At 34.0% G+C, this 20065-nt stretch carries 20 protein-coding genes; 9 read left to right on the forward strand and 11 right to left on the reverse strand.

Annotation, left to right across the window (positions count from 1 at the left end):
• Window positions 1–33 precede the first annotated feature (33 nt).
• Window positions 34–2253, forward strand: a complete 2220-nt coding sequence (locus NZ698_RS07060; RefSeq protein WP_263002369.1) for an NADP-dependent isocitrate dehydrogenase — start codon at window positions 34–36, stop codon at window positions 2251–2253.
• Window positions 2254–2541: 288 nt separating this feature from the next.
• On the opposite strand, the gene NZ698_RS07065 is transcribed toward NZ698_RS07060, so the two are convergent.
• Window positions 2542–2880 (reverse strand): winged helix-turn-helix transcriptional regulator, encoded by a 339-nt coding sequence (locus tag NZ698_RS07065; RefSeq protein ID WP_263002370.1) that lies wholly within the window; start codon window positions 2878–2880, stop codon window positions 2542–2544.
• A 103-nt stretch (window positions 2881–2983) separates the two neighbouring features.
• On the opposite strand from NZ698_RS07065, the gene NZ698_RS07070 reads away from it, so the two are divergent.
• A complete protein-coding gene (locus tag NZ698_RS07070) occupies window positions 2984–3730 on the forward strand; it encodes an SDR family oxidoreductase (protein ID WP_263002371.1) in 747 nt (248 codons plus the stop codon).
• 85 nt (window positions 3731–3815) lie between these two features.
• Here NZ698_RS07070 and NZ698_RS07075 read toward each other — a convergent pair whose 3' ends face one another.
• Window positions 3816–5006: an MFS transporter gene (locus tag NZ698_RS07075; protein WP_263002372.1), complete on the reverse strand. Its 1191-nt coding sequence runs from the start codon at window positions 5004–5006 to the stop codon at window positions 3816–3818.
• 133 nt (window positions 5007–5139) lie between these two features.
• Window positions 5140–5568, reverse strand: coding sequence for a hypothetical protein (locus tag NZ698_RS07080; protein ID WP_263002373.1), 429 nt, complete (start codon window positions 5566–5568; stop codon window positions 5140–5142).
• 287 nt (window positions 5569–5855) lie between these two features.
• On the opposite strand from NZ698_RS07080, the gene NZ698_RS07085 reads away from it, so the two are divergent.
• The gene (locus NZ698_RS07085; RefSeq protein ID WP_263002374.1) at window positions 5856–6143 is read left to right on the forward strand and encodes a GNAT family N-acetyltransferase; all 288 of its coding nucleotides are present in this window, start codon (window positions 5856–5858) and stop codon (window positions 6141–6143) included.
• A 1-nt stretch (window position 6144) separates the two neighbouring features.
• Here NZ698_RS07085 and NZ698_RS07090 read toward each other — a convergent pair whose 3' ends face one another.
• A complete protein-coding gene (locus NZ698_RS07090; RefSeq protein ID WP_263002375.1) occupies window positions 6145–7239 on the reverse strand; it encodes an MBL fold metallo-hydrolase in 1095 nt (364 codons plus the stop codon).
• Between the two features lie 150 nt (window positions 7240–7389).
• On the opposite strand from NZ698_RS07090, the gene NZ698_RS07095 reads away from it, so the two are divergent.
• Window positions 7390–8937, forward strand: coding sequence for a S41 family peptidase (locus NZ698_RS07095; RefSeq protein WP_263002376.1), 1548 nt, complete (start codon window positions 7390–7392; stop codon window positions 8935–8937).
• Window positions 8937–9497, forward strand: a complete 561-nt coding sequence (locus NZ698_RS07100; RefSeq protein ID WP_263002377.1) for a YdcF family protein — start codon at window positions 8937–8939, stop codon at window positions 9495–9497. Before NZ698_RS07095 ends, NZ698_RS07100 begins: the two co-directional genes overlap by 1 nt.
• 68 nt (window positions 9498–9565) lie before the next feature.
• Here NZ698_RS07100 and NZ698_RS07105 read toward each other — a convergent pair whose 3' ends face one another.
• On the reverse strand, window positions 9566–10165 hold the full coding sequence (locus NZ698_RS07105) for a hypothetical protein (protein ID WP_263002378.1): 600 nt from the start codon (window positions 10163–10165) through the stop codon (window positions 9566–9568).
• Window positions 10166–10241: 76 nt separating this feature from the next.
• Window positions 10242–10736: an RNA polymerase sigma factor gene (locus tag NZ698_RS07110; protein ID WP_263002379.1), complete on the reverse strand. Its 495-nt coding sequence runs from the start codon at window positions 10734–10736 to the stop codon at window positions 10242–10244.
• 406 nt (window positions 10737–11142) lie between these two features.
• Between NZ698_RS07110 and NZ698_RS07115 the strand changes: the two genes are divergently transcribed.
• On the forward strand, window positions 11143–11970 hold the full coding sequence (locus NZ698_RS07115; RefSeq protein WP_263002380.1) for an alpha/beta fold hydrolase: 828 nt from the start codon (window positions 11143–11145) through the stop codon (window positions 11968–11970).
• A 56-nt stretch (window positions 11971–12026) separates the two neighbouring features.
• Here NZ698_RS07115 and NZ698_RS07120 read toward each other — a convergent pair whose 3' ends face one another.
• Complete coding sequence (locus NZ698_RS07120) at window positions 12027–12731, reverse strand: DUF6261 family protein (RefSeq protein ID WP_263002381.1); 705 nt, start codon at window positions 12729–12731, stop codon at window positions 12027–12029.
• A 375-nt stretch (window positions 12732–13106) separates the two neighbouring features.
• Between NZ698_RS07120 and NZ698_RS07125 the strand changes: the two genes are divergently transcribed.
• Together NZ698_RS07125 and NZ698_RS07130 are read left to right on the forward strand one after the other, a co-directional pair.
• A complete protein-coding gene (locus NZ698_RS07125) occupies window positions 13107–14060 on the forward strand; it encodes a DUF4365 domain-containing protein (protein WP_263002382.1) in 954 nt (317 codons plus the stop codon).
• A gap of 339 nt (window positions 14061–14399) precedes the next feature.
• Window positions 14400–14900 carry a hypothetical protein gene (locus NZ698_RS07130; RefSeq protein ID WP_263002383.1) on the forward strand — a complete coding sequence of 167 codons (501 nt, stop codon included), beginning with the start codon at window positions 14400–14402 and terminating at the stop codon, window positions 14898–14900.
• 52 nt (window positions 14901–14952) lie between these two features.
• Here NZ698_RS07130 and NZ698_RS07135 read toward each other — a convergent pair whose 3' ends face one another.
• Entirely contained in the window at window positions 14953–16581 is a 1629-nt protein-coding gene (locus NZ698_RS07135) for an NADP-dependent glyceraldehyde-3-phosphate dehydrogenase (protein WP_263002384.1), read from the reverse strand.
• Window positions 16582–16835: 254 nt separating this feature from the next.
• Here NZ698_RS07135 and tpx point away from each other — a divergent pair, with 254 nt between their 5' ends.
• The gene (gene tpx / locus NZ698_RS07140; protein WP_263002385.1) at window positions 16836–17408 is read left to right on the forward strand and encodes a thiol peroxidase; all 573 of its coding nucleotides are present in this window, start codon (window positions 16836–16838) and stop codon (window positions 17406–17408) included.
• Between the two features lie 337 nt (window positions 17409–17745).
• Here tpx and NZ698_RS07145 read toward each other — a convergent pair whose 3' ends face one another.
• The 3 genes from NZ698_RS07145 to NZ698_RS07155 all read right to left on the reverse strand — a co-directional run bounded on the left by NZ698_RS07145 (window position 17746) and on the right by NZ698_RS07155 (window position 19787).
• Window positions 17746–18084 carry a hypothetical protein gene (locus NZ698_RS07145; RefSeq protein ID WP_263002386.1) on the reverse strand — a complete coding sequence of 113 codons (339 nt, stop codon included), beginning with the start codon at window positions 18082–18084 and terminating at the stop codon, window positions 17746–17748.
• A gap of 118 nt (window positions 18085–18202) precedes the next feature.
• Window positions 18203–18940, reverse strand: coding sequence for a TonB-dependent receptor plug domain-containing protein (locus tag NZ698_RS07150; protein ID WP_263002387.1), 738 nt, complete (start codon window positions 18938–18940; stop codon window positions 18203–18205).
• Window positions 18941–19028: 88 nt separating this feature from the next.
• Complete coding sequence (locus tag NZ698_RS07155; protein ID WP_263002388.1) at window positions 19029–19787, reverse strand: NAD(P)-binding domain-containing protein; 759 nt, start codon at window positions 19785–19787, stop codon at window positions 19029–19031.
• Between the last annotated feature and the right edge of the window lie 278 nt (window positions 19788–20065).

Below are 20065 nucleotides of genomic sequence, written 5' to 3' on the forward strand. Positions count from 1 at the left end.
AAACTAAAACTTTAAATAATAAATAACAGTATAATGTCAGAAAAATCAAAAATCTATTACACACTTACAGATGAGGCTCCAATGTTGGCAACACACTCATTTTTACCGATTGTAAAAGCGTTTACAAAGCCTGCAAACATTGAGATCGCAGTTCCGGATATTTCTTTGGCAGGAAGAATTTTAGCAAACTTCCCTGAGTTTTTAAAAGATGATCAGAAAACTGATGACGCTTTGGCTCAATTGGGTGAATTGGCAACTCAACCCGATGCAAACATTATAAAATTACCAAACATTTCTGCTTCTGCACCTCAATTGGATGCAGCAATAGCTGAATTACAATCTAAAGGTTTCGCCGTTCCAAATTATCCTGCAGAACCTAAAAATGATGATGAAAAAGCGATCAAAGCAAAGTACGCTAAAGTATTGGGAAGTGCTGTAAACCCTGTGTTAAGAGAAGGAAATTCTGACAGACGTGCTCCAAAAGCCGTTAAAAACTATGCAAAAGCAAATCCTCACAGAATGGGTGACTGGGCTTCTGACAGTAAAACTGATGTTGCTCATATGAACAGCGGAGATTTCTACGGAACTGAAACTTCGACAACTCTTGAGAATGCTACAAAATATAAAATCGTTTTTAAAGGTAATGACGGTGCAGAAACTTTATTGAAAGATTTCGCAGGTCTTCAGTCTGGAGAAGTAATCGATTCATCAGTAATGAATTTAAATTCTTTAAAATCTTTCGTAAAAGAAGCGATCCAGGAAGCTAAAGATAAAAATGTATTACTTTCTGCTCACCTGAAAGCAACGATGATGAAAATCTCAGATCCAATCGTTTTCGGAGCGATCGTTGAGACTTTCTTCAAAGATGTTTTCGCTAAATATGCTGAAACTTTTGATTCATTAGATGTTAATCCAAACAACGGTTTAGCTGATCTTTTTGATAAAATTAAAGGAAATGCTCAGGAAGCTGAAATAAAAGCGGATATCGAAGCTGCTTTGGCAAACGGACCAAGAGTGGCAATGGTAAATTCTGACAAAGGAATTACCAATTTCCATGTTCCTTCTGACATTATCGTTGATGCATCAATGGCTGCCTTGGTAAGAGGTGGAGGTAAAATGTGGAACAAAGAAGGAAAAGAAGAAGATACGGTTTGTATTATTCCGGATCGTTCTTATGCAGGTTTTTATCAGTCAGTAATTGACGATATGAAAGCGCACGGAAAATTAGATCCTACAACAATGGGTTCTGTCCCTAACGTTGGTTTGATGGCTCAGAAAGCTGAAGAATACGGATCACACGACAAAACTTTCCAGGCTACAGCGGAAGGTACAGTTGAAGTTCAGGACGAAAATGGAAACGTTCTTCTTTCTCAAAAAGTTGAGGCTGGAGATATTTTCAGAATGTGTCAGACGAAAGACGCTCCAATTCAGGACTGGGTAAAATTAGCAGTAAACAGAGCGAGACTTTCTGATACTCCTGCCATTTTCTGGTTGGATAAAGGAAGAGCCCACGACAGAGAAATGATTAAAAAAGTTGAAAAATACTTAGCTGATCACGATACCAACGGATTGGATATCAAAATTCTTGATGTAAAAGATGCAATGACGGAAACGTTGAAAAGAGCAAGAGAAGGAAAAGATACAATTTCTGTTTCAGGAAACGTATTGAGAGATTATTTAACGGATCTTTTCCCAATTCTTGAGCTTGGAACTTCTGCGAAAATGCTTTCTATCGTTCCGTTGATGAACGGTGGTGGTTTGTTCGAAACTGGAGCTGGAGGTTCTGCTCCAAAACATGTTGAGCAATTCTTGGAAGAAGGATATTTAAGATGGGATTCTTTAGGTGAATTCTTAGCTTTACAGGCTTCATTAGAGCATTTAGCACAAACTCAAAATAATACAAAAGCTCAGGTTTTAGCAGATGCATTAGATGAGGCAAATGCTAAATTCTTAGCAACTGACAAATCTCCTGCAAGAAAGGTTGGACAAATCGATAACAGAGGTTCTCATTTCTATTTGGCAATGTACTGGGCAGAAGCTTTAGCAAACCAAACTGCCGATGCAGAATTAGCTCAACAATTTGCTCCGGTTGCAGAAGCATTACAGGAAAGCGAAGAAGTGATCAATTCTGAATTGATCGGTGCTCAAGGTAAACCTCAAAACATTGATGGTTATTTCAAAACCGATACATACAAAACGTATGAAGCAATGAGACCAAGTACGGTTTTAAACGAAATTATTGACGGAATTTAATTTTCGGATTTAATATAAATTGAAAGCTCCTTTTTTTGAAGGAGCTTTTTTTGTTTTTAAACGCAGATGACGAAAATGTTTTTCACGAATAACCACAAAATATCCGTTCCTTTTGTTAATCCGGAGGAATCTAATCATAGTATTAACAAAATATTTTAAGTTTTGGCTAAAGCCAATTTTTGATTATATTTAAAATGAAAACGGGCTAAAGCCCGTTCCTATTGATATTATATAGATTTTATAATTATGCTATTCGTGAAAAATATTTGTGTCATTTGTGTTTAAAAATTAAATCTTATTCTCCACAATCACTCTCCGGTGTTCTCTACCCCAATTGATCATTTCTGAAATAATATTTCCGAAAGTTCTGCAATAATCCGTTGCTTCATATTCAATTAAGACAGGAGTTTCGGGATAAACATTTCGTTTGACTAATTTATTCAATTCCATATCTTTTAATTCTTTAGAAAGCATTCTTGTTGTAATTCCGGGGATGCTTCTTTCAATTTCACGAAAACGTTTGTTGCCGTTACAAATGGCATTAATAACAGGAATTCTCCACTTTCCGCCAATAAAATAAAGGGTGTCCTGCAATGCTCTTAATTCTTCGGTTTGATCTCTTTCCATGTCTGCAAATTTACTTGATATAATTGATGATACTGATATACTCTGTGATACTGATTACAAAAGTATACCAATTTGAAATAACTTTGTCAAAAATTTTAAAGAAATGAATAAATTTAATAACAAATTAGCCATCGTAACCGGTGGAAACAGCGGAATTGGTTATGCAACCGCAAAAGAACTTATAGCAGAAGGCGCAAAAGTGATTATCACGGGAAGAAGAAAAGAAGCTATTGAAAAGGCTGCTGAAGAATTGGGAGCAATTCCTTTCGTGGCAGATCAGGGAAAATTAGAAGATATTGAATCTTTGAAGACAGAAGTTGAAAATCAATATGGAAAAGTTGACATTCTATTTATCAATGCAGGAATCACAGGACGTTTAGTATCAATTGAAAACATGACTGCAGAAAACTTTGATCAGGTAATGAATATTAATTTCAGAGGAGCTTATTTCACGTTGAGTAAATTAACACCACTTTTAAACGACGGCGCTTCAGTTGTCTTTCTATCTTCAAATGTTGCAACCACTTACAAACCCAACAGCTCGGTTTATCAGGCAAGTAAAGCTGCATTAAATTCAATAGCAAAAACAGCTGCTGCAGAATTGGCACCTAGAAAAATCCGAGTCAATATGGTAAGTCCTGGACCAACAAAAACGGAAATAATGTCGAAAGCCGGACTGGATGAAAAAACACTGGAAGGTATCAACGAATGGTTGATTGATACGATTCCTTTAAAAAAAATGGGAACAGCTGAAGATGTTGCTAAACTGGTTGTTTATTTGTCCGATGACAGCGTTTCAAGCTTCATGACTGGAACCGAAATCGTCATTGACGGTGGAATGCTTTTGTAAAATTAAAATTCAAAATAATTACACAGAAAAATCCTCTCAATTACGAGAGGATTTGATTTATTTGCTTATAAGATATCCAACACGATTAAATATGTGCTTTCCTTAATTTCGTAATACTCAAAATAATCAATCCTAAAATTCCCAAAACAAAATATCCTTCTGCAACTTCAAGCTGAATTTCGGGTTTAATTAATGCTACAATTCCATAACTGATCGCTGAAGTGATAATGAAAGCTACTCCTCCTGTCAAACCTCCTGCAATACCTGCAGAATCGGGAAATCTCCCGATGCAGTAGGCAAAATAATTATTAAAGATAAATCCTGCCGTCACATGAATAACAAATGCAAATGCGACCAGAGTAAAAATATTATTCAGGTAAAATGAACAAAAAATCATCGCTACAATTAAAAATATCTGAATAAAATTCGCATTTCTGATTTTTGGAAGAAATGCTTTTTTAATTAAAGCTTTTCCTAAAAAACCTCCTGTCATCCAGGCAAAACCGAGAATTAATGAAACATATCCTGCAACAACTTCGGAATAGCCCATTTTGTGTTCGATGATAAAAGCTCCACAAAGATTAAAGAAAATCACCATCGCATAACTTACCCCACACATAAGCATTCCGTAGAAAAAATCTTTGGTTCTGAACATCAGATCATATTCTTTGAGCACATAATTGAAATTAAAAGGCTTCTGTAATTTTAAAGTTTCACCGGAAAAAATCAATTCGAGAATAAGTAAAATCAAACTGTACCATGCCAAAACATAGAAATTAGACTGCCATCCAAATAATTTCTGAAGATAACCGCCAATAAAAGGCGCAATGATCGGACCTACAGACCAAACAATGGTCATGATACTCAGATAATGCTTTCGTTTTTCACCTTCGTAAACATCGACAAAAAATGCCCTTTTCGAGACGACCGCAAATCCTGACAAAATCCCCTGCAAAACACGCATGGCATAAATTACATAAATATCTTTCGTTAAAGCAGTAATCAGAAAACTAACCACAAATAAAGCCAGAGAAACCGCAGAAACTCTGAACCTTCCAAATGAGTCGACAATACTTCCCGCAAAAAACTGGGTAAGACCATAACTGATTAAAAATATAGAAAGTGTAAGCTGAATACTACTTTCCGGCTGATGAAGTTCGGTAGCCATACTCGGCATCGATGGAAGATAAATATCTGTTGCCAAACCCGACATCGGAATTACGGCAAAAGCCAATATCGTAGCAATAAACTGATTTTTCGATTGAAGAATTTTCATGGTAAGTATGCCAATTCGTTTCGGCTAATATTAAACTCCACAAAGGTAAAATGATAACTTAACATAAAAAAACAAAAATGACTGAACTTTCGAACAGTCATTTCATTTTGAAAATATTTATATTGATACCGATTTATTTGTTTTTGTGGGCTTTACCGTTGTTTGATTTGTAAGATTTCGCTTTTTTATCCATGTGCTTGTATCTTTTATCATTGTTTTTGTTACTGTTGTAGACTGCCACAGGATTTTTTCCTTTGTAATATTTAGTTTTAAATTTTACATATTTATCACGACCCATAATTCTCTCCAGTTCAGCATAACGATCTGTTGACCATCTGTCCGGATTATTTGCGTATGCTCTATTCCATCCGTCATAATTATCATATCTATTGTTCAGAGAATTAATTTGGTTGGCTTGTGTTGTTGAAAGTAGTAAATCAGAAACTACTGTCTGCCAATTTACATCGGTCACGCTTCTTCTATAATCATCATAATAAGCTGACTGCGCATATCCCAAACTAAAAGTTCCAAGGAATAACGCTGTTAATAATATTTTTTTCATTTTAATCAATTTTAAATTGTTTACAGTTATAATGTCAATATAGATGCCAAATCAAAAACCGATGCTCACAAAGTTTGTTAAAACAATTACTAAATATTTAATATTAAAAATATTTCACAAAATTTCATACAATTATTTTAAAATTATTAAATACTTGAGAGACAAATATTGTATGATACTTATTAATTTTAAATAAATATAAATTACGCTAAGATTGATAAAACAGTCTTTTCATAAAATATTAATTTGTAATTTTAAAGAAGAGTTTCACCAACAACATGAAAATTATGGAAAATATAAAATTTGAAATTACACCTTACCAAGATGAATTACAGCTTTTAATAGACGATAAAAAAGTCGGTTATATGTCAATTGCAGTTGACGGTCGGTTGATGAATGTCTATTACACCAAAATTGATGAAGATCTTGAAGGTCACGGATATGCCAAAATGCTTTTAGATGAACTAGTACGTTTTGCTGAAGAAAAAGACTTAATGATCGATCCAGAATGTGATTTTGTTCGTCAGCAATTAGAAAACCACCCGAAAAGATACCGAGGAATCTGGCATGACTAAATCAATCCTGCCACCAAACCTGAAACTGATTATCTTTTTTATTTAAATCTAAAACCTCACCGATTTTCGGAGTGAGAATATGCAGATTTTTTTCTTTTCCTAAAGTTGTCACTTTTTTTAAAGGCTCATTCCAAGGATGAAGAGCCAAGGCAAATTTCCCAGAATGAACGGGAATAATATTTTTCGCCTGAATATCTAAACTCGCCTGAACAACATCTTCCGGCAATGCGTGAATGTATTTCCAGGCTGCATTGTACTGTCCGTTTTCCATGATGGCGTAATCGAAAGGTCCGTATTTTTCGCCAATCATTTTAAAGTGCGTATCATAACCGCTGTCACCTCCTAAAAACAATTTCTTGGTCGGAGTTTCCAAAACATAGGAAGTCCAGAGTGTATTATTTCTGTGCAGTTTTCTTCCTGAGAAATGTCTTGCAGGAGTATAAGTTATTTTAATATTATTTTTAAGTTTAAGAGAAGCGCCCCACTCTTCTTCCAACAGCTGGTTTTCGTTATAGCCCCATCTTTCAAAATGAGCTCCGACTCCTAAAGGCATGATTACTTTTTCAACTTTTGAGCGAATAGCATTAACGGTGGGATAATCTAAGTGGTCATAATGATCATGTGTAATCACCAAATAATCAATATTCGGAATATCTTCAGGTTTAAAAAGATCTGCACCCGCAAAAGCTTTATTAAAAAACTTAAATGGCGAACCGTAACTACTCAAAACAGGATCAATCAAAAAAGAAACACCAGCGATTTGTATATAATAGGAAGAATGCCCCATCCAGATAAAAACGTCCTCATTTTTCGGAAGATTCTTTAAATCAGTATGAATTGCAGGAACGTTGTGATGAGGTTTTAAAAAAGGATCTTTCTTTTTAAAAAAGAAGTCATACATTACTTTCGACATACTGTAACCTTCTGCTAAAGATGGTGTATAACTCAGATTCTGAAACTGCTTATTTTTGTAATGTTCGGATTTCAACATTCTTTCCAGACGTTTTCCTCTTGGTTCTGCACCAAAAACCTTTTGTGACATTACAATAAATGTTATTGCAATAATAAGCGCTATGATGATGATTAAATAGATCATTTTTTAATTTAATATAAGCTTCAAATGTATAACTTTCCACACATTTTCATGCTGTCGGATTCTATTATGACGATCAGGAATAAATTTTACTTTTTTTTAATGAAATTATCTGAAACTTTTTAAATTTAATCTTTAAAAAAACTAATCTCATTGAAACATTTTCTATATTCCCTTTCTATACTTGTTTTTGCTTCATGTGCCTCAATAAATAAAGACAATAAACACACGCAATCGACCATCACACCCGAAAAATTGCATCAGGATGTTGATTTTGCTTACCAAAAACTTCAGGAAATGCATCCTAAACTCAATTGGTACATTTCAAAACAGGAACTTGATTTCAAATTTGACAGTCTGAAAAAAACGATTAATAAACCGCTCACTCCGGTTCAGTTTTATTTTAAACTTCAACCCGTCATTGCGAAAATCCGTGAGGGACATTTGGCATTGAGAATTCCGGCCAAAAAATTTAACAGAAAAGAAATTAAAGTTTTAAAAAATAAAAAAGGTCTTTTCGGACGATTTGAATATTTTGTTGAAGAAGATCACTTGTACATTGTAGAAAACAAAGATTCTGTAGAGAATATAAAACCGGGAACTGAAATTGTCAGCATCAATGAAATTCCGGTTTCTGATTATCTTAAAAAATACCGGGAATTAATCAGCAGCGACGGTTACAATACGACGTTTCAGGATTATTATCTCAAAGATGTTTTCTTCAACTTCTATGTAGCCGAAAAAGGAATCATGGACAGCGCAAAAGTAGAAACACTTTACAATAATGAAAGAAAAATTGTACATCTGAAAAGAGAATCTAAGAACGAAGAAGAATTAGAAAAAGATAAACTTGAAAAAAAGCGAACCGAAGAAAAGAAAGTCAATGATTATGATGCTTCTACGAGCTCTTACAACAGAAATTTTAAATTTTTAGTAAAAGACAGCACAGTTGTTTATATGAAAATTCAGAGTTTTTCAAGAAGTTTTTCTGATCGTTTTTACAAAGAATCTTTTGCCAAAATAAAAAATGCAAACTCTCACTATCTGATTATTGATATCAGAAATAATTACGGCGGATCGCTCTTTGAAATCAATCAACTGTATTCTTACCTCGCTCCTGAACCATTTGTTTTGATTAAACCGTCTCAGTTAACCTCTAGAATTACACCTTTAAGAACCAATTATTTCAGAAAGTCAAATCCGTTGCAAACTACGATAAAAGGTTTGCTTTACCCCGGATATTTTTTCTCACAGGCATTCAGTGTTTACAAAGGAAAAGATGGAATTGCCTATTATAAAATGAAAGAAAACAAACTTACAAAACCCAAGAAAGATGCGTTCAAAGGAAAGGTTTATGTCTTAATCAATGGCGGAAGTTTTTCGGCTTCATCAATAATTTCATCTAAATTAAAATATGACAAACGAGTGACATTAGTTGGCGAAGAAACTGGTGGCGCAAACGACGGAACAGTTGCCGGATTTTACTCTTATCAAAAACTCCCGAATTCAAAAATAGATTTACCAATTGGTTTGCTGCTCATTCAACCCAATATTGATTTTACTAATACCCAAAAAGGTGTTGTTCCTGACTTTGAAGTTCATCAGACGATGCAGGATATTATTAACAAAAAAGATGTACAATTGGATTGGGTAAAAGATGAAATTGCTAAAGAGAAAAATTGGGGAGAAATGATTGACTAATGAGAAATTTATTGAAATATTTAAAAATAATTATTGTTTTAATTATTACTTGGTTTCTGGTTCATTCTTTTTATATCATTATTGACGGATTTTCTGATGATGGAGAAAAAGCCGATGTTGCTTTAATTTTAGGAAGCAAAGTAAATGAAGACGGAACATTATCCGAAAGGCTCGAAAAGCGATTAGAAACCGGAATTGAGCTTTACAAAAAGCATCGCATTCAGAAAATAATTGTAAGCGGGGGTTTGGGAAAAGAAGGCTTTTATGAAGGTGATAAAATGAAAGATGTTTTGGTTGAAAAAGGCATTCCTGAACGTATAATTATAGTTGATAATTTGGGAAACAACACAAGATTAAGTGTCAACAATACTTTAAAATTGAAAGATTCTTTGCACTTTAAAAGCTTGATTGTTGTCTCTCAATATTTCCATGTAACAAGAACTAAAAAACTTTTTAAAGATCATGGTTTTATGAATGTAAGCAGTGCAAGTCCGAAATATTTTGAATGGCGAGATTTATATTCTATTTTGAGAGAATTTCCGGCATATTATACACAGTAATTGTAGAAAGTCTGCAAAACTTGTTTCCCCCCTATCCTTGAAGTAAGACAAGTTTCGCAGATTTAAATTTATTTTTTAAGTTCAGTCAAAAGATTCTCAATCTGCTTTACATATTTCCCATAAAATATTCTGTACCAATATTTCCCGAGTAAAAAAAGTCCGAAAAGTCCCACGGCGAGCATAGAAATAATGGTCGTTGCAACCTGCAGATCAGTTAATGGAGTACGGTGAGGAATAAATTCGATCACAATAATCAGTTCGCATACTAAAAACGGCACAAATGAAAGCATAAATGACAGATAATACTGTTTATTCAAATCAAATTGATACATCAAATCCTTCAGAGAGTCATACGTTTTCATCATCGGGCTGCTTATGTCTTTATACAGTTTAAAAAACTTACTGAAGAAAAAAGATATAACAATTACCATTGAAAAAAGTAGTACCGTCAGATAAAATTTAAACTTAAAAGGAGCTTCCGGAACCGGAATCCATACGACAGCAAAACCGAAGATTAAAATCCCTACCGTTGACCAGAATTCCATTCGCATATTTCTTCTGATTTTCTCTAGCGGAAGATTGATCTTGTTATTTTGTTCGATGCTGATTTCGGGTGTCTCGTCTGAAACATCTTCATTCCATGTATTTTTAAGGTCATCTATATTCATAATGTTTTGTTTTATAAATTCTTGGCTGGTTGTTGGGACATTGAAGTCTTCCAGCTTCAAACTTCGGGCTTCCAGCTTATTTATTATTTAAAATATCTTTCAGTTTGTTTTTGGCGCGGTTCATTTTCACACGCACATTTCCTTCTGAGATTCCCATTTGATCGGCTATTTCCCTTCCTGAGAAATCTTCCAGATAGTAGAAGATAAAAGCTTTATCGATGGGATTTAATTGATTAATCGCTTTGTACATGGCAGAAAGTTTTTCTTCCTTTTCGTGATCGTATTCATCCTCAATGATTTTATATTCTGTAAAATCTTCATTTCCAATGAAACTTCTTTTCTTTTCAGATTTTAAAAAGACGATTGCTGTATTCAGTGCGATTCTGTACAGCCATGTTGAAAATTCACTCTCACCTCTGAAACCTGAATATGCTTTCCAAACCTGATATGTGATCTCCTGAAAAAGATCGTCACGGTCGTCCTTATCATCCATATACATTTTAGAAATCTTAAAAATGATTCCTTTATGTTTTTCGATCTTATGTAAAAATTCCTGTTCTAATGAGGTCATGGCTTTCAACTCTATGGAGTTAGTAGTGGTTTGAAATAAATGTTACAACTTTTTTCAAATTAAATTAAAGTAAATAATTTATTTGCTATCATCACCCTTGTCAAGGCTAATATTCACAATGCAAATAACCTTCGCAAGGTTTTGCGCAACTATCTTAAAATTGAAACTCAGACTTCAAAACATTGTGTTTCTTTAATAAGTTTACGCCTTTGTTTATCTTAAAAAAACATGAGCATTAAAAAAACTTTGTCTAACCTTGCGATTAAACGCTTTCAAAAGTCAACCTCAACTCAGCTTTTGTTAAAAATTTATTAAATCAATAAAAAACACATACCACATCTATATTTCACACTTCTGGTGGCGCAAAATTTGTGTTTACAAAATCACATCACAAAAAAATATCAATATGCCTTACATTACAAAACAAGACAGCAAAAATTTTGAACTTTATTATGAAGACTTCGGTACAGGACAACCGATTATTTTAATTCACGGTTGGCCATTGAGTGGTAAGTCTTGGGAACTTCAGGTTCCTGTTCTTCTGGAATTGGGTTACCGTGTGATCACTTATGACAGAAGAGGTTTCGGAAATTCCGCACCAACGCTTGACGGATATGATTATAACGGACTAACTGCCGATCTTCATGAGATAATCACACAATTAGAACTTAAAAATGTCATCCTTTTCGGATTCTCAATGGGTGGCGGTGAAGTAGTAAGATACTTAACCAATTACGGTACTGAAAACGTAGATAAAATTGCGCTTATTTCTTCGATCATTCCTATCGTAAAACAGAAAGAAGATAATCCTGACGGAGTTCCTGAAGCAGATTTAAATGAAATCATGGACAATCTGAAAAAAGACAGAGTAACTTTCTTAGAAACTTTCCACAAAAACTTTTATAATTACGGATTATTGTCACAAACAGTTAGTCAGGCACAACTGAATTACGATTGGAGCATCGCGTCATGCGCCTCTCCTATTGCAACAATAAAATGTGCTGAAAGCTGGGCAAACACAGATTTCCGTCCCGAACTACAGAATGTAACGGTGAAAACATTAATTGTACATGGTGACGATGACAAGGTAGTACCTATCGCAACTTCAGGAAAGCAAGCTGCACAGGGAATTCCTGACAATGATTTTATTGTCATTGAAGGTGCTCCACACGGATTAAATGTGACGCATGCAGATAAATTAAACAATGTTTTGGTTCAGTTTTTAACTACTTAATACTTTACTCTTACTATAGAACTCGGGCTGCTTTTTTTTTAGGCAGCCCGAGTTTTTTATGGCTTATCTGAAGGAGTTGTAAGTCTCGTCAGTGTTGAATTTTTCGCTGCCTTCACCAACTCGTTAAGATCCGCATAGAAAACTTCCCATCCTGCAATATCCTTCAAAGCAGTGACAAAATTGAGGTAAGACTTTAAAGTTTTCTCAAGATGTTTGCGAATTCCGGATGCGCTTTTCATCTGTCTTAAGTCGGCATTCGCTCCTGCCTGCTCTGCAAATAGAGATTCGAAAGCATCGTGTTTCGTTTTCATTTCTGTGAAAGCAGTTCCTAAAGAAAGCACAGCGATTTTCTGCACATTTTCGGGAAGTTCTAAATCTGCGATCAGCTTTTTCATCTGAGCAGTTTGAGAAGAATAACTGAGACGGTCAAGATCAAGTACGTAGTTTTTAAAAACCTGATACAGATCTTCTGCCAACTGATAATTTGCCGCCGATGGAAGTTTGCGATAGCCATTCAGAAAAGCTTTCAGATTACCATATGCCAAATCTCTTTCGCCATCAGCTTCAGCTACATTCTTTCCTTTTCCGCTGTAGATCTGCTTTGCGTAGACGAGATCATAGTCTGCATACGAGTTCTCCAAAACTCCCAAAAGCGGATGATTGGTGATGACGGGATATTTCCCCGATTGGGAAGTTGAAATAATTCTTTGCACTAAAGTCGCCAGGTCTTTGGTCGTCAATTCTGTTAATGCGATTTTCATACGATCATTGTGTTTTTAGTTAATATTTTACTTTTAATTCACTCATTCAAATATATAAAAAAGTTGTTTTGTTACAAATACCCGTAAAACAAACCTCCCGACTTCTCGTGAGATTACCCGCAAGTTGCAGGAGACCTCCCGACATCTCGGGAAGTCACAAACATTATTGTTTTAAACCAACCGAGTGGTCGGGAAGTCGCAAACAATGTTGTTTGTAACCTCCGGAGGAGTTGTGGAGGTTGCAGATGGGGTTAATTGGGGATTTTTATTTTTGGGATTATGCAAAAACATTTTTAAGAATGGATTGAGTTAGGTATATTTAGAAATTATTTAGCATTAACACATTGTAATAAAACGAATGCTACTAATAATGTCATGAATAGATATAATCCAACAGAAAGAATAGGAGTTAATGAAACTGAAAAAATTGTAATCCAAAATCTTGGGTGGATTTTTCGTGAACAACCAATTGTAGATGTTGGTTTATATGCAATCATAGAGCAAGTTGAAAATGGTGAACCTACTGGAAAATTCATTGCTGTTCAAATTAAAAGTGGTTCTGGAAATTTTTATAAAACGGATAAAGGACTTTCACATTATGTAACTAACATTCATTATCATTATTGGATAAACCTTTGTATCCCTATTATTCTTGTAGCATATATTCCCGAAGAAGGAAAAACTTATTGGCAAGAGATTAAAGAAAATAATTTTAAAAAAAATAAAAAAAGATGGAAAATCGAAATTCCCTTCAAACAGGAATTTAACGAAAAATCACAAAATAGGCTCATAAAAATTACTTCTGAGAAAAATGATGAAAAATTTGATGTTTATTGCGGAAGGGTTGCTTCTAATGATTTCGAAGATATAATTTCAGATTTAGAATCAATTAATGATGCGACCGTTTGCATAAATAATATCACAGCAATTATGAATCTACAATCAGAAGAAATAGGCAAAAAGACTGAACAATTTTCCCTACTAAACGAAAAAAAATCTAATAATTATAGTTCTGAAGTTTCAATGCTTTACAAAGGACTATCTAAGACAATGAACTTAACTGCAAAGAGAACCGAAACTGAGATAGAATTGTTTTCACAATTATATTCTGTAGGTATTAGTGCTTTTGAAAAATTACTGATTAATCTTCAAGTTTTTAATTTAAAATTCGAAAATTTTGGAGGTGATAGTAATTTATTAAGACAAGTTCCTTCCCAAATTGATTTCGCAGTCAAAAAATTTGTAGTTTTAAGAGATACCTTAAAAAGTATGCCTACCAATAATTTTATTATTTTTAAAGAAGCTAAAAATCAATATTTAGATGTTTAAATCTGCTAATATTTGAAACGCAAGAAGCAAGCGAAATTACAAAAAAAATATTCGAAAAAATTCCTTAGTTATCTATAAAAAAGTGCTGTCAAATACATTATGAGTGAGCAAGATGTTTGAAACAGGGGGAAATAAAATCTTTTAACAACGCTTTACAAAAATCCAACTCTTCAGAGAAGTTAAATTACACAGCATCAATGAGAAGTCTCTTATTTAGATATTGAAATTTACCAAACATTCTTTTTTGCGATTTTAATTATATTTGAAAAATATTTAAAAGAATAATAACGTACTTAAGGGAACGTAGATGTATTCAACCCACTCAAAAAAACATATCAAATGAAAGAAGAAAATATAGATAAATTGAATTCTCTGTTTTCAAACTTAAGAACCGAAGAACAAAAACTGAAAGAGAGTCAGGAAAAGCAGAAAAGTGAAGAAGATCTTTTTGTTGAGAGTTTTAAAACATTATGCAAAAACCTCATCGACCCGAAAATGCAGGAGTTCAGAAGGATGTTGAGAGAAAACGGTTATGGTTGCAAAATTACCCTGAACGAAGAAAGTAAAAAAGGAACGGGAATCAATGCCCAACCCAATATCAAACTTCAGATCTCAAGAAATGTAGATTCAAATTTTTATACCAACAATAAGTTTCCACACGTCATGTTCACCGCTGACAAGTACTATAAAAAAATCGGAGTGCATCTGGATACTATTTTTCAGAATGGTACCGGAACAGCCGCTATGAAAGAACAAACTTACACTCTCGAAACTCTGAATGAAGGAAGTATAGAAAAAGAAATTGTAGATTCGATTGAAAAAATATTAATGAATAAATAAAATAAGAAAACCTGCCACAAAGCAGGTTTTTCCTATCTAAAAAATCTTTATTTTAAAACAAATAATCCGTACTCAAAAAGTTTGAATCGTGATCTCTGACAATTGTATTCAGAAGGTTTTTATTAGATTCCGTAGATTTTGCAGCAACCAATGATCTGATTGAGAACGAACGTAGCGCGTCAAACACAGAAAGCGTTCCTTCGGCAGAATCTTTCCTTCCTGTAAAAGGGAAAACATCTGGACCACGCTGCGCCTGACAATTAATATTCACCCGGCTTACCAAATTTACAAACGGATCAATCAGTTTTGAAACTTCCTGGGCATCTTCACTGAAAATACTTACCTGCATTCCGTGATCGGCATTCACCTGATAATCGATCGGCTCATCAATCGATTCAAAAGAAACAACAGGAATTACAGGACCGAACTGTTCTTCATGATACAGTTTCATATCGCTATTCACTGGATAAACTACAGCTGGAAAGACAAATGATTCCTCATTATAACCACCATTTTCATTAAGTACTTTTGCGCCTTTCGAAACAGCATCTTCAATACATTCCTGAAGATAATGTGGCTTATTGACTTCAGGAAGCGGAGTGATCTTAACATCTTTTTCCCATGGAAGTCCTGGTTTTAATGCAGAGACTGCGGCAGTTAATTTTTGAGTAAATTCTTCTGCAACATCTTTTTGTACAAAGATCAGTTTTAAAGCAGTACATCGCTGTCCGTTGAAAGAAAGTGCTCCAAGAATAATTTCGCTTACGGCAATATCAAGATTGGCGTTTTTGGTAACTATGGCTGCATTTTTTGCATCTAAACTTAAGATTGCTCTTAATCTGTTGACTTTCGGGTGAAGTTTTTTCAGTCCGTTAGCTACTTTACTTGAGCCGATAAACGCCAGAACATTTACTTTTCCACTTTCCATAATCGGGGTGATAATTTCTGATCCTTTACCGTATAACGTATTCACAGTTCCTTTCGGGAAAGCTTCTTTGAATGCGTTCAATAAAGGATAATGTGCTAAAACACCATGCTTTGGAAGTTTAAAAATTATGGTATTTCCCATAATCAAAGCCGGAATCAGCGTTGTGAAAATTTCATTTAAAGGATAATTGAAAGGTCCCATGCTCAAAACAACACCAAGTGGCGCTCTTCTGATTTGCGCAATCGTACCTTCTGCCTGCTGAAAACGTGAAGATTCACGATCCAAATCTTTTAGGGCATCGATGGTTTGGTTGATGTAATCTACTGTTCTGTCGAATTCTTTGGTAGAATCAGGTAATGTTTTCCCGATTTCCCACATCAGCAATTTAATGATTAGATCTCGTTCTTTGATCATTAAGTACACAAATTTCTGCATACATTTGATACGATCTTCCACAGACATGGTCGGCCATTCTCCAAGACCGTTATTATAAGCTTTTACCGAAGCATCAAGAACTTCGATTGCTTCATCAGGTCCGATATTCGGAATACTTCCCAATAATTTTCTTTCTAAACCATTTTCTGTACGGATGCAGACTGGTGAGTAAATTTCTGTGACTTCTCCTTTCCACTCTACCAATTCGCCATTTAAAAGATAGACTCTCTGGTGAATTTCCTGAACTTTATATTCTTCGGGAATGTCGTTTTCGCTTTTAAAAATTTCTTTGAATGATTCTGTATTTCCTGAACTCATAAATTTTTCTTTTTTAATAATTTGAATATTTGAAAGAATAAAGTTAGAGCTAAAGATTGACTTTCGGAATAGCAACTCATAGATTTGCTCTATTTTTCGGGTGTTTGAATTAAATTTAATCTTCGGTAACGGAAAAAAGAATAATTTTGCTGAAACCTGTCAAAACTTTTATTTCAACTAAAATCAAAGATTGAATTGAATCAAATTCATAAGACTTTACTGTTAAAATTTAAGTCGACTTTAAAATAAAATCTATGTTTTCAAAATTAGTTTTCAGTACATTATTGTGCTTCTCCGTATTTACTTTCGCTCAAAATTCTAAAACAGAAAACACTGTTTTGATGGGAGGAAAACCTGTACATACTTATGCAAAATTACCATCGGTAAATAAACCTGCTCCAAAATTCACCCTTACCGATGTTTCGATGAAAGATCAAACTTTAGAATCTTACAGAGGGAAGTTTGTGATTCTCAATATTTTCCCGAGTGTTGACACTGGAGTTTGTTCGGCCTCAGTACATCATTTCAACGAAGATGCAGGGAATATTTCTAATACAATTGTACTTTGTATTTCTAAAGATTTACCTTTTGCCCAAAAAAGATTTTGCGGCGCAGAAGGCATAAAAAATGTGGTGATGCTTTCCGATTTTCGTTCTGATTTTGGAAAAACGTATGGTGTAGAACTGACAGATTCTGCCATGAAAGGACTATTAAGCAGAGCTGTTGTCGTAATTGATCCTTCTGGAAAGATTGTTTACGAAGAACAAGTTGACGATATTGGTCATGAACCAAATTATGAAGCTGCGATTAAGGCGGTGAAGAATTAAGTTTTACTTTAAAAATATTATAAAACCCTTTGAGAAAATCAAAGGGTTTTTATTTATTCTTCTAAAGATTTATAGTTATCGTCGGGATTTTGAAAGTTTTGGAGGATACGGACAATCGTTATGAGATCATTTTGAACATCATAAATGATTGTGTTATGTTTAAAAGGAGTTTTCTAAAACGAGTATTTTCATATCTTTCGAAAATTACATTTCCTAATTCTAAAATATCAATGGCGTCTATAAGTTTAACATAAAAATCATCAGCTACTTTTTCGCTCCACTTATTAATAAGATATTCTTCAATTTTTATTAATCCTGTTTAGCGTCTGAAGAGATTTCAACTTTTGGCATCTTTCAGAACTTTAAGTTTTGCTCTGCGTTCAGCTACAAAATCGTAGAAATCTGTCGTTGTTCCATTGTCAATTTCGTACTGAGCCCTATCCAGCGATTCCAAAATTTCCTCTTTCGTTTCATTTCGCCATTCCTTCGGCTCAATAGTTTTTGAGATCACTAAGAGTTCTTCGGGCGTAAATCTTTTTTCTTTGAGTTTTTTGAAGAATGTTGGTTTTTTAATTCCTGATTTTTCTATGATATAAGACATTTTGAAAGGAGAATTTTTTAGAATCTCATCAATATTATTTTGGATTTCGATAAATTTTTCTATTTCTGCTATCATAATTTTACACTTTTATTATCATTTTATGAGACAAATATAATGAAAATATTTGGCTTATTTAAACAAAACCTGTCGTTTGACAGGTTTATTTTTCATAAAATTTTATTTGATTTCAGTTTTAGAATTTAACTCTAAACCTTTTTTTCATAGTCACTACAAGCACTCCATTTTTTCCTTTTTCACCATATATTGCAGTTGCAGACTCGCCTTTCAGAATATTCATACTTTTTATAGAGTTTGGGTCAAGTTTTCTGAATTCTGCTAAGGTGATTATTTTGTTACTCATCACTACTAATGGATCTGAGTTCCCACTAATACTTGAATTCGCTCCACCAATCGTAATCTTTGTTCCTCTAACACTATCTTTAGGCATTGGATTAATAATTAAACCGGGTGATTTGCCTGAAATTTCTGCTATTTTATTTTTCGGTGTATTTTTCAAATCCTGTTCAGACACTATTGTTGTTGCTCCGATAAACTTTTTCTGTATTGTAGTTTTATTGAATGCCGGATGAATCACTACGTCCCCTATTTCTTCAACCTTTAAAGTATCATTTGATATATTCTGCTGTGCATTTACCGAAACAAAACCTCCGGTTGTCAGGATAAAACCTACCGCAAATTTTGTAAACAATGAATTGATATAAGAATATTGCAGATTTCTATTGAGCTGCGATTCATAAAAATTACCGCAAATATTTTCTGCTGGAGCTGAAAAAGTCTCTATTATTTCAGCATCAGAAGCTAAAGTAAAATCTCTCACTGTTTTAGAACAAACTGAGCAGAATCTCCCTTTCTCTTCGGGAGTCATCATTTCCCAGTTTTCGTGACATGGTTTTGTTATGGAAATTTTCATTGTCTCTTTTTATATAAAGATGCATGATTCAGAAGAAAGGTTGGAAAGCCAGCGTAGATTTTCTACAATAAATCTATTATTTAAAAAATTACAAATGAAAATATCTCGGATCAGGATATTGAAATTCAAAATTTAATTCTTTAATCAATTTTTCGGGAGAAATGGTTCTTCCAAAGGTGTTTCTCTCTCCGTCATAAGGCAAATCTTTCTGAGCGTTGATGACTTCTTCTTTATTCGGATGAATTGGTGCAACAACATTATACACTTTAGATTGAGAGTGATTGTTCAGCATTTTTTCAACTACCGAACAGATGTCTGCGTAATGAATATGATTCACCAACTGATCCAAACCTGAGATATTATAATTCTTTAAAAGCCTTTCTCCGCCCATCAATCCTGCTAATCTCAAAATATTAGTATGCGGAAATTTCTTAAGAATGAAATTTTCACTCTCTACATTTTCTGCAGGTTGATCTTCTTCTATAAATTCTTTTTCCTCTTGAGCATACACTCCGGTAGAACTTGTCAGAAAAAGCTGACCTTTGAAATCTCCAATAAAATTCAACAGATTTTCTCTCTTGTCATTCATCGGAATTTGCGCACCTCTGATTCCCGAAAACGGAACACTGATAATAATAGCATCTAAGTTTGACGCAACTTCCCACACTTTCATTTCTGAATTGAGTTCATTAGGAAAACTGACCAAGGTTGCTTGATAACCTTTCAATTTGAATTCCTCGACTTTAGATTCTGTGGTTGTTGTTGTAAAAATTTCGTATTGATTTGATAATCGTTCTGCGATGTGGTTTCCGAGCCAGCCACAGCCGATGATTCCTAGTTTTTTCATTTTAATATTTAATATTTTTAGTAATTAGTGTATAATTTAAGAACACCAAAAATATCACTTTATTTCCACAAAGTTTGTCATCCCGTAGGGATCTCAACATCGTTTTTGAAAATTGATAGGAATGATTCGGGTTTAGATCCTTTCAGGATGACAAACATAGCGTTAATCCTTTCTTTTCTATGGAATACATTACCACAAAGTTTGTCATCCCGTAGGGATCTCAATAAAGCATTAGAGAAAGTGTACAAAAATTCAGGTTTAGATCCTTTCAGGATGAC

Origin of the sequence: Chryseobacterium edaphi, assembly GCF_025628985.1 — a bacterium.
Taxonomy (GTDB): domain Bacteria; phylum Bacteroidota; class Bacteroidia; order Flavobacteriales; family Weeksellaceae; genus Chryseobacterium; species Chryseobacterium edaphi.

What these genes read in the sequence shown, in the direction of transcription:
- NZ698_RS07060 (WP_263002369.1), top strand. Translation starts at nt 34, where the DNA reads ATGTCAGAAAAATCAAAAATCTATTACACACTTACAGATGAGGCTCCA.
- NZ698_RS07065 (WP_263002370.1), bottom strand. Translation starts at nt 2,880, where the DNA reads ATGGAAAGAGATCAAACCGAAGAATTAAGAGCATTGCAGGACACCCTT.
- NZ698_RS07070 (WP_263002371.1), top strand. Translation starts at nt 2,984, where the DNA reads ATGAATAAATTTAATAACAAATTAGCCATCGTAACCGGTGGAAACAGC.
- NZ698_RS07075 (WP_263002372.1), bottom strand. Translation starts at nt 5,006, where the DNA reads ATGAAAATTCTTCAATCGAAAAATCAGTTTATTGCTACGATATTGGCT.
- NZ698_RS07080 (WP_263002373.1), bottom strand. Translation starts at nt 5,568, where the DNA reads ATGAAAAAAATATTATTAACAGCGTTATTCCTTGGAACTTTTAGTTTG.
- NZ698_RS07085 (WP_263002374.1), top strand. Translation starts at nt 5,856, where the DNA reads ATGGAAAATATAAAATTTGAAATTACACCTTACCAAGATGAATTACAG.
- NZ698_RS07090 (WP_263002375.1), bottom strand. Translation starts at nt 7,239, where the DNA reads ATGATCTATTTAATCATCATCATAGCGCTTATTATTGCAATAACATTT.
- NZ698_RS07100 (WP_263002377.1), top strand. Translation starts at nt 8,937, where the DNA reads ATGAGAAATTTATTGAAATATTTAAAAATAATTATTGTTTTAATTATT.
- NZ698_RS07105 (WP_263002378.1), bottom strand. Translation starts at nt 10,165, where the DNA reads ATGAATATAGATGACCTTAAAAATACATGGAATGAAGATGTTTCAGAC.
- NZ698_RS07110 (WP_263002379.1), bottom strand. Translation starts at nt 10,736, where the DNA reads ATGACCTCATTAGAACAGGAATTTTTACATAAGATCGAAAAACATAAA.
- NZ698_RS07115 (WP_263002380.1), top strand. Translation starts at nt 11,143, where the DNA reads ATGCCTTACATTACAAAACAAGACAGCAAAAATTTTGAACTTTATTAT.
- NZ698_RS07120 (WP_263002381.1), bottom strand. Translation starts at nt 12,731, where the DNA reads ATGAAAATCGCATTAACAGAATTGACGACCAAAGACCTGGCGACTTTA.
- NZ698_RS07125 (WP_263002382.1), top strand. Translation starts at nt 13,107, where the DNA reads ATGAATAGATATAATCCAACAGAAAGAATAGGAGTTAATGAAACTGAA.
- NZ698_RS07130 (WP_263002383.1), top strand. Translation starts at nt 14,400, where the DNA reads ATGAAAGAAGAAAATATAGATAAATTGAATTCTCTGTTTTCAAACTTA.
- NZ698_RS07135 (WP_263002384.1), bottom strand. Translation starts at nt 16,581, where the DNA reads ATGAGTTCAGGAAATACAGAATCATTCAAAGAAATTTTTAAAAGCGAA.
- tpx (WP_263002385.1), top strand. Translation starts at nt 16,836, where the DNA reads ATGTTTTCAAAATTAGTTTTCAGTACATTATTGTGCTTCTCCGTATTT.
- NZ698_RS07145 (WP_263002386.1), bottom strand. Translation starts at nt 18,084, where the DNA reads ATGATAGCAGAAATAGAAAAATTTATCGAAATCCAAAATAATATTGAT.
- NZ698_RS07150 (WP_263002387.1), bottom strand. Translation starts at nt 18,940, where the DNA reads ATGAAAATTTCCATAACAAAACCATGTCACGAAAACTGGGAAATGATG.
- NZ698_RS07155 (WP_263002388.1), bottom strand. Translation starts at nt 19,787, where the DNA reads ATGAAAAAACTAGGAATCATCGGCTGTGGCTGGCTCGGAAACCACATC.